At 57.1% G+C, this 6,421-nt stretch carries 7 protein-coding genes; 1 reads left to right on the top strand and 6 read right to left on the bottom strand.

Translation table 11 applies throughout. The features are described from left to right. Positions 1 to 15: 15 nt before the first annotated feature. Complete coding sequence (locus L579_RS16390; RefSeq protein ID WP_013508789.1) at positions 16 to 834, top strand: DeoR/GlpR family DNA-binding transcription regulator; 819 nt, start codon at positions 16 to 18, stop codon at positions 832 to 834. 112 nt (positions 835 to 946) lie between these two features. On the opposite strand, the gene cheZ is transcribed toward L579_RS16390, so the two are convergent. The 6 genes from cheZ to L579_RS16420 all read right to left on the bottom strand — a co-directional run. Beyond that, positions 947 to 1,588: a protein phosphatase CheZ gene (cheZ, locus tag L579_RS16395; protein WP_021185304.1), complete on the bottom strand. Its 642-nt coding sequence runs from the start codon at positions 1,586 to 1,588 to the stop codon at positions 947 to 949. 9 nt (positions 1,589 to 1,597) lie between these two features. Beyond that, positions 1,598 to 1,987 (bottom strand): chemotaxis response regulator CheY, encoded by a 390-nt coding sequence (gene cheY / locus L579_RS16400; RefSeq protein ID WP_013508787.1) that lies wholly within the window; start codon positions 1,985 to 1,987, stop codon positions 1,598 to 1,600. Positions 1,988 to 2,026: 39 nt separating this feature from the next. Continuing rightward, entirely contained in the window at positions 2,027 to 3,076 is a 1,050-nt protein-coding gene (locus L579_RS16405) for a protein-glutamate methylesterase/protein-glutamine glutaminase (RefSeq protein ID WP_021185305.1), read from the bottom strand. Continuing rightward, positions 3,073 to 3,948 carry a protein-glutamate O-methyltransferase CheR gene (cheR, locus tag L579_RS16410; protein WP_021185306.1) on the bottom strand — a complete coding sequence of 292 codons (876 nt, stop codon included), beginning with the start codon at positions 3,946 to 3,948 and terminating at the stop codon, positions 3,073 to 3,075. The genes L579_RS16405 and cheR overlap by 4 nt, the downstream gene beginning before the upstream one ends. Positions 3,949 to 4,053: 105 nt before the next feature. Next, positions 4,054 to 5,730 carry a methyl-accepting chemotaxis protein gene (locus L579_RS16415; protein ID WP_021185307.1) on the bottom strand — a complete coding sequence of 559 codons (1,677 nt, stop codon included), beginning with the start codon at positions 5,728 to 5,730 and terminating at the stop codon, positions 4,054 to 4,056. A 163-nt stretch (positions 5,731 to 5,893) separates the two neighbouring features. After that, on the bottom strand, positions 5,894 to 6,421 hold a 528-nt coding region (locus L579_RS16420), incomplete at its 5' end, for a methyl-accepting chemotaxis protein (protein WP_036626963.1).

Consider the following 6,421-nt stretch of genomic DNA (forward strand, 5'->3'; position numbering starts at 1 on the left):
AAGGGAGCGTTTCGATTGAAAAGCAAAACTGAGCAGCTGGCCGATATGCAACAGCGCCGTGACAAGATCCTGGAGATGATCCGTGAAGACGGCACGGTCACCGTAAAAGCGCTGACAGAAACCTTTGGCTTAACCGAAGCGACCATCCGGACCGATCTGCGTATGTTGCAGAAGGCCGGGCATGTGCAACGCTACCACGGCGGTGCCACGCTGATGACTGGCAAGCAGAATACCGGCGCACTGCTGCTGGAGCGTCAGACGCATCTGGAAGAGAAAGAGGCGATTGGCCGTCTCGCGGCACATTATGTGGAAAACGGCGATACGGTGATTTTCGATTCCGGCACCACCACCACGGCGATTGCTGAGGCGATCGGGCATATCCGTCGTCTGTCGGTAATTACCACGGCGGTGAATATCGCACTGAAGCTGGGCGGAGAGCCGGGTATCAATATCTTACTGACCGGCGGCACCTTTAAATTTCCGACGTTATCAACATCGGGAGAGAAGGCCGCTTCGTTTTTTGAGAATGTCCTGGCAGAAAAGCTGTTTCTTGCCACCGCCTGTATCTCACCCCGCCTGGGCTTGAGTTTTCCCAGTGAGACGGACATCAAGGTGAAGATGGCGATGATTAACTCAGCCAGCACCGTTTATGTCGTGGCGGATTCAAGCAAGATCGACAAGGTATCGATGTTCGCCCTGCCCTGTGACTGGAGCCATATTCACTATCTGATAACGGATAGCGGCATTACCCCCGCACAGATTGCCGCGTTTGAAGCATTGGGGGTGCAGGTGTTGGTTGCCCCACTGGCCGTGGCACAACGCCGGGCAATGTGATCGTAGCGGCGCGATTTATCGCGCGGGTACCGGTAAACGCGCCAAAACATTTGCGCGATAAATCGCGCCGCTACGCATAGCAGAAAGGTCGCTGTCGAAGCGACCCGGTTAATTAAAACCCTAAACTATCCAGCAGATCGTCCACCTGATCCTGGTTTGCTACCACACCCGGCGCGTCCGAATGGATTTGCGGACCATTCAGCAGGCTGGTGCTTTGCTTACGCTGCTCGGCACTCACTTCTGGCATGTTTTCCAGCAGCACCATCAACAGTTGGCGCTCAATTTCCTGGATCACATCCATCATGCGCTTGATCACCTGACCGGTCAGATCCTGGAAGTCCTGCGCCATCATGATTTCCAGCAGCTGCTTATTGGTAAACGCAGTGTGCTCGGGTACGGCGGAGAGGAATTCGCGCGTATCCGTAACCAACTCGCGAGCATCCGCCAGCTCAATTGGGTTTTCAAACCAGGCATCCCAGCGACCTTTCAGCTGGTTGGCCCCGGCTTCCATTTTGTCCTGGTGCGGCTGCGCCGCTTCAACGCAGTTCAACGCACGGTCAGCGGCCTGCGCTGTCATCTGCACCACATAATCCAGACGGTCACGCGCATCAGGAATCGCTTCCGCCGCTTCTGCAATCGCCTGATCCAGCCCCAGCTCGCGCAGGCTGTCACGCAGCATGCGCGTCAGCGAACCAATGCGGGAAATGATATCCTGTGCCGAGACTTCTTCTGTTGGTTTCGGAAGGTCGCTCATCACATCTCCTTACATACCCAGTTTTTCGAAGATCTTGCCCAATTTTTCTTCCAGTGTGGCCGCAGTAAACGGCTTCACCACATATCCGCTGGCCCCAGCCTGCGCCGCCGCGATGATGTTCTCTTTCTTCGCTTCCGCGGTGACCATCAATACCGGCAGTTTGCCCAGCGTGGCGTCGGCACGGATGGTTTGCAGCAGTTCCAGACCGTCCATGTTGGGCATGTTCCAGTCGGAAATCACAAAGTCAAAGCCGCCTGCGCGCAGTTTCGTCAGTGCATCAGCACCGTCTTCTGCCTCTTCAACGTTATTGAATCCCAGCTCTTTTAACAGGTTGCGAACGATACGACGCATCGTATTGAAATCGTCCACCACCAAAAAGCGCATATTTTTATCAGCCATATCTACTCCTGTGTTGTCTCGCCCGGCAGGACGGGCCTGTTAAATTCGCAATGCCTGTCCGGCGCTAATTTTCGCCAGCATGTGCTGGCTGATGTGGCCCAAATCGACCACTTCGCTGGCACCGCCGAGTGCAATCGCCTCGCGCGGCATGCCAAATACCACGCAACTGGCTTCATCCTGCGCGATGGTCCAGGCACCCGCGCGATGCATTTCCAGCATCCCGGCCGCGCCGTCGTTCCCCATCCCGGTCAGAATCACGCCCACTGCATTTCGTCCGGCGTTGACCGCCACCGATCGGAACAGCACGTCCACTGACGGCTTATGACGATTGACAGGCGGTGCGTCGTTAATCTTCACCACGTAGTTGGCGCCGCTACGTGCCAGCTCCATATGCATCGCACCCGGCGCGATATAGGCATGACCGGGCAGAATACGTTCGCCGTCTTCCGCCTCTTTCACGGTGATCTGGCACAATTTATTCAACCGCTCAGCAAACGATCGGGTGAATCCCGGTGGCATATGCTGGGTAATCAGCAGCGCCGGGCTGGTCGCGGGCAGCGGCTGGAGCACATGGCGAATCGCCTCGGTGCCGCCGGTTGAGGAACCAATGGCAATCAGCTTTTCACTGCTCAGTAACGGCACCGCTTTCAACGTGGCTGGCACCGCCGTGGCGGTACGAACGTGCAATTTAGCCCGTGCCGCGGCGCGGATTTTGTCGGCGATCATTTGGCTATAAGCCAACATGCCTTCACGGATACCGAGTTGCGGCTTGGTGACAAAGTCCACCGCCCCCAACTCGAGCGCCCGCAGGGTGATCTCGGAACCTTTCCCGGTGAGGGATGACACCATCACCACCGGCATCGGACGCAGACGCATGAGCTTTTCGAGAAAATCGAGGCCGTCCATGCGCGGCATTTCCACATCCAGCGTCAGCACTTGCGGGTTGTACTGCTTGATTAGGTCACGCGCCACCAGCGGGTCCGGTGCAGTCGCAACCATCTCCATATCAGGATGGCTGTTGATGATTTCGGTCATCAACTGCCGCATCAGCGCAGAGTCATCCACGCACATCACGGTGATTTTGCTCATCGTCTTTCCTTGGTCAGTCCATAGACTGTCTGTCCACGCAGCCAGAACTCTTTACTGATCTGGCTGAAGTTCTCTGAATGCCCGGCAAACAGCACGCCGCCTGGCTTCAGCAGGGGAACAAAACGGCGCAGGATTTGCTCCTGCGTCTCTTTATCGAAATAGATCATCACGTTGCGACAAAAGATCGCGTCGAAGGGGCCAGGCAGCGACCAGTCATTCGCCAGCAAATTGAGCTGGGCATAGCTGACCTGGCTCGACAGTTCCGAACGCACCCGCACCATCCCTTCATGCGGGCCTGTGCCACGCAGGAAAAAGCGCTGCAACTGCGATTGCGACAACGTGCGCAACTCTTCCTGGCGATAAACGCCTGCAACCGCTTTTTCCAGCACCTGTGTATCGATATCGCTGGCATGGACCTGAAACTTCCCCGGCCCGCTACCCAGCGTTTCCGCTAGCGTCATGGCGATCGAATAAGGTTCTTCGCCGGTGGACGCCGCAGCACACCACACGCTGTAGCTACCACTGCGCTTCCGCGCATGATCGGCCAGGATAGGAAAATGGTGCGCCTCACGGAAAAAAGACGTCAGGTTGGTGGTCAGGGCATTAATAAATGCCTGCCACTCGGCGCTGTTAGGATCCTGCTCCAGCAGCGCCAGATAACGGCCAAAATCATCAATGTTCAGCATCCGCAGGCGACGTACCAGACGGTTGTAAACCATCTCGCGTTTATGGTCGGCCAGCACGATGCCTGCTCGCTGATAGATCAGCTGACTGATACGACGAAAGTGCGCATCAGAAAGCGGCAGGCGCTGCACCATCTGCGTAAGCAGCGAGGTCGCTTCATTTTGATCCATTAACGTCGATTTCTTCATCTCAGGTCACCCGGCAACAAACTGATTAAATTGTGATTACTGCGGTTGCTACTGTGCTGCCAGTGCGCACCCAGGTACAGGGGCCGTGTTGCCACGGCCACAGGTTTAAAAGGTTTCCCAGTTATCGTCAGCGCGGGCGCCTGCCGGTTGTGCCAGTGCTTTAGAGGCAGCCGGACGCAATAATTTTGGCGCTGTAGTTACGTTAACGGCCTGGGCGACAAATTCTTTACCGATATTGAACACCGCCACCGATTGTTTCAGTCGGCTGGCCTGATCTTCCAGTGCCGCCGCCGCAGTGGCTGACTCTTCCACCAGCGCGGCGTTTTGTTGCGTAACGCGATCCATCTCGTTAACCGCCAGACCCACCTGGTCGATACCCCGGCTCTGTTCGTCCGACGCAGAGGCAATCTCACCCATGATGTCGGTCACGCGCGTGACCGCATTGACGATGTTGGTCATGGTCTCACCCGCGCTTTCCACCAGCACCGAGCCGGTATCAACACGGCTGACCGAGTCCTCGATCAAACCTTTGATCTCTTTCGCCGCCTGGGCGCTGCGCTGGGCCAGACTGCGCACTTCACCGGCCACCACGGCAAAACCACGACCCTGTTCTCCGGCACGCGCGGCTTCCACCGCCGCGTTCAACGCGAGAATGTTGGTCTGGAAGGCGATGCCATCAATCACGCTGGTGATATCCGCAATCTTCTTCGAGCTACCGGCAATCTCTTTCATGGTGGTGACCACGCCATCCACCACTTTGCCGCCCTGCTGGGCGGTTTCTGACGCAGTCAGCGCCAGCTGTGAGGCCTGACGGGCATTTTCGGCGTTCTGTTTGACGGTGGCAGTCAGCTGCTCCATGCTGGCGGCAGTCTGCTCCAGCGATGCCGCCTGCTGCTCGGTACGTGAGGAGAGATCGTTGTTGCCCATCGCGATTTCGCTGGCACCGGTATAAATGGCGTCAGATCCATCACGCACGGTACGGACGGTGCGGGCCAGTTCCTGCTGCATATGTTGCAGAGAACTCAGCAGCTCACCCATTTCGTTGCGCACATTAACCTCAACCTGCTGCGTCAGATCGCCGCGCGCAATATGGCGGATATGTTCGATGCTCTGCGTCAGCGGGCGGATCAACGCAGTGCGCATCCCGCTCCACACCAGGGCGATCAACACCAGCGTCACCACCAGCATGGCGACAATCAGCCAGACTGACTTGTGATAGGCAGCCAGGTTGTCATCAATGCCGCGCAGGGCGAGAATTTTGTTGTAACTCAGCCAGGCGTTGTAATCCTTAGCAAATTTGTCCTGGAATCCTTGAGTGGGTTGGTCGACAAATCCTTTGAAGTTACCGGTATTGAGAAAATCGATCAGTTCCTGCAACGCGCCGTGATAAGCGTTGTAATTCGCCTGAAGCGTCAGCACGTTTTCTGCCGTTTTACCCTTTTCAGACAGGTTGGCGTTAAATTCAGCAAACCCTTGATCGGCCACTTTCAGTTCCTCACTGGCCAATGCCACCAATTCTTTCACGGTAGCACCCGAACCAGCCTGCTGAGTGTCCAGCAGATAACGGATTCCGGCACGGTTCAGCGTGTTGCGCGCCTGAACCAACGAAACCCATGAGGTGCCCATCGCCCGCTGCAAGGTACTGAGGCGCTGGTTGTAGGCAAAATTATCCTTATCGGCTTTCACCGTTTGAAAAAACATCCCTCCGGAAAACAGCTGTAGTAAGGCAAACAGCGCCAGCACACACAGCAGGCCGGAAACGACACGAACACGACTAAACATAAACACCTCATTGGTTGGCGGATCGCTTCTGTTATCGGCGTCCAGGGGGTGATCTTTATGTTGGATAGAAGGGGTTGGACCAGCTGAGTCTGTCCACTGGCACTTATCGTAGCGGCACGATTTATCGCGCCGCTCCGTATATGCCTGTCAGTCAGTGCGGGGGTTAGAACGTTTCCCAGTTGCTGTCGCTGACTGGCGCGGTCACCGCTTTACGCGGTGTATCCAGCAGCTTCGGCGCAATCTGCGGGTGACGCGTCACGGCGGCAACGGCCTGCGCACGCGGGATTTTAAACACCGACACCGACTGGCTTAAGCGACTCGCCTGCTCTTCCAGCGACGCTGCCGCTGCCGCCGACTCCTCCACCAGCGAGGCGTTCTGCTGCGTTACGCGGTCCATCTCGGTCACCGCCTGGCCGACCTGGTCGATACCCCGGCTCTGCTCGTCCGACGCCGATGCAATCTCGCCCATAATGTCCGTCACGCGCGTCACCGCATTGACGATATCGCTCATGGTTTCCCCGGCGGTGCCTACCAGCGTGGAACCGGTATTAACGCGATTGACCGAGTCCTCAATCAGTCCCTTGATCTCCTTCGCCGCCTGGGCGCTACGCTGGGCCAGACTGCGCACTTCACCGGCCACCACGGCAAAACCACGACCCTGTTCTCCGGCACGCGCGGCTTCCACCGCCGC

Source organism: Pantoea sp. AS-PWVM4, from assembly GCF_000468095.1.
GTDB lineage: Bacteria > Pseudomonadota > Gammaproteobacteria > Enterobacterales > Enterobacteriaceae > Pantoea > Pantoea phytobeneficialis.

What these genes read in the sequence shown, in the direction of transcription:
- cheZ (WP_021185304.1), bottom strand. Translation starts at nt 1,588, where the DNA reads ATGAGCGACCTTCCGAAACCAACAGAAGAAGTCTCGGCACAGGATATC.
- cheY (WP_013508787.1), bottom strand. Translation starts at nt 1,987, where the DNA reads ATGGCTGATAAAAATATGCGCTTTTTGGTGGTGGACGATTTCAATACG.
- L579_RS16405 (WP_021185305.1), bottom strand. Translation starts at nt 3,076, where the DNA reads ATGAGCAAAATCACCGTGATGTGCGTGGATGACTCTGCGCTGATGCGG.
- cheR (WP_021185306.1), bottom strand. Translation starts at nt 3,948, where the DNA reads ATGAAGAAATCGACGTTAATGGATCAAAATGAAGCGACCTCGCTGCTT.
- L579_RS16415 (WP_021185307.1), bottom strand. Translation starts at nt 5,730, where the DNA reads ATGTTTAGTCGTGTTCGTGTCGTTTCCGGCCTGCTGTGTGTGCTGGCG.